This is a genomic window from Paenibacillus sp. Y568 (genome assembly GCF_059445545.1).
The window spans coordinates 1-1,485 of record NZ_JCAIUM010000054.1; the positions used below are offsets into that span (position 1 = coordinate 1).

Annotated in this window: 1 protein-coding gene and 2 pseudogenes; all 3 read right to left on the reverse strand. The window is 50.2% G+C overall.

The window, feature by feature from the left end; genetic code table 11:
• Positions 1 to 202 (reverse strand): annotated as a pseudogene (locus tag AC1D7X_RS25730) (ABC transporter substrate-binding protein); the annotation flags it as partial.
• 86 nt (positions 203 to 288) lie between these two features.
• Positions 289 to 1,218 (reverse strand): carbohydrate ABC transporter permease, encoded by a 930-nt coding sequence (locus tag AC1D7X_RS25735; RefSeq protein ID WP_495476432.1) that lies wholly within the window; start codon positions 1,216 to 1,218, stop codon positions 289 to 291.
• A gap of 15 nt (positions 1,219 to 1,233) precedes the next feature.
• Positions 1,234 to 1,485, reverse strand: a pseudogene (locus AC1D7X_RS25740) (sugar ABC transporter permease); the annotation flags it as partial.

The following is a 1,485-nucleotide window of genomic DNA, read 5'->3' on the forward strand; positions in this document are numbered from 1 at the left end:
CGGGAACTTGACCGCCGATCGTCCACCATACCAACGTAGGCACGTCGCCGGAATCGGTAGGTTTGCTCGAATCCGTCTGGGCCGGCTGATTGCTGGAAGGTTCGGCCTTCGAGTCGGAATTCGAAGAACCACAGCCCACAAGGCCGGAGGTCAGGAGTGCCGCAGTAGTGATGGCGAGCAGTTGCTTCTTCATCTTTTTCATAAATATATCCCCCTATAGTAATGTATTCCACCATCTGCATCGCGCGGTGAATATAATAAACCCAGCGAATCAGGTCTATTTTTAGATCATCCTTTAACGGCGCCAACCGTCAAACCGGATATAAAGTATTTCTGGAAGAACGGGTAAGCAGCGGCCACAGGCAGGACAATGATGATCGCCACGGCCATGCGCGCGGACTCCTTAGGCATAGTGGCAACAAGCGTCGCATAACTGATACCCATGGTGGAAGCGTTCTTCGCCAGCGCATCCACATTGCTCATTAAACTGTTCAGTAAAGCCTGCAAAGAATACAGGTCCTGATTGTTGATATACAACATGGATTGGAACCAATCGTTCCAGTAACCAAAGCAGAGAAACAGTCCGATGGTTGCCAACAACGGCAAGGAAATAGGCAGTACGATGGAAAAGAAGGTCCGCAGTTGGCTCGCACCGTCGATTTCGGCGGATTCGATCAGACCATCCGGAATGGTACTGGTGAAGAAGGTTTTGCAAATAATTACATTGAAAGAAGATACGGCCAAAGGTAGAATAAGCGCCCAGACCGTATCCTTAAGGCCCAGCATATTCGCGTTGATATAGTAGCTGGATACCAAGCCCCCATTAAACACCATCGGGATGAATACCACCATGGTCAGAAATTTTTTAAGCTTGTAATCCGGCCGGGAGATCACATAGCCCATTGAAGCGGTGAGCAGCACGCCCAGCACGGTGCCGACTACTGTAACGAATACGGAGACGCCCAGCGCCCGCGAAATCATCGATCCTTGCTGAATAATATAGTCATAAGCCTCTCCGGAGAAAATCGTCGGAAAGAGATGGTAGCCGGTTTGACGAATGGACTCCTCGCTGGATAAAGATACAGATAGCACCACAAGGACAGGCACCAAGCAGACCAACGCCAACAAGATAAAAATCACATGGAAAATCACGTTGGTGACGGTGCCGATTCGGTCGAATTTCTCCAGACCCGACTGGTAATTTGCTCTCGATGTCATTTTCCCACTCCTCCTTTATATCATTGCGCTGTCCGGATCTACCCGGCGAACGATCCAGTTGGCGATCAGAATGGTCGCACATCCGATGACGGATTGCACGAAGGCGGAAGCAGATGCCATACCTAGCGTAGCGGTCTTCAGCTGCTTGTACACGAGAACGTCAATGGTGGTCGCCACGTTGAACAACGAGTTGGAATCCCGCGGCACTTGGAAAAACAACCCGAAATCGGTGTAGAAGATGCGGCCTACAGCCAATATGAACATCAT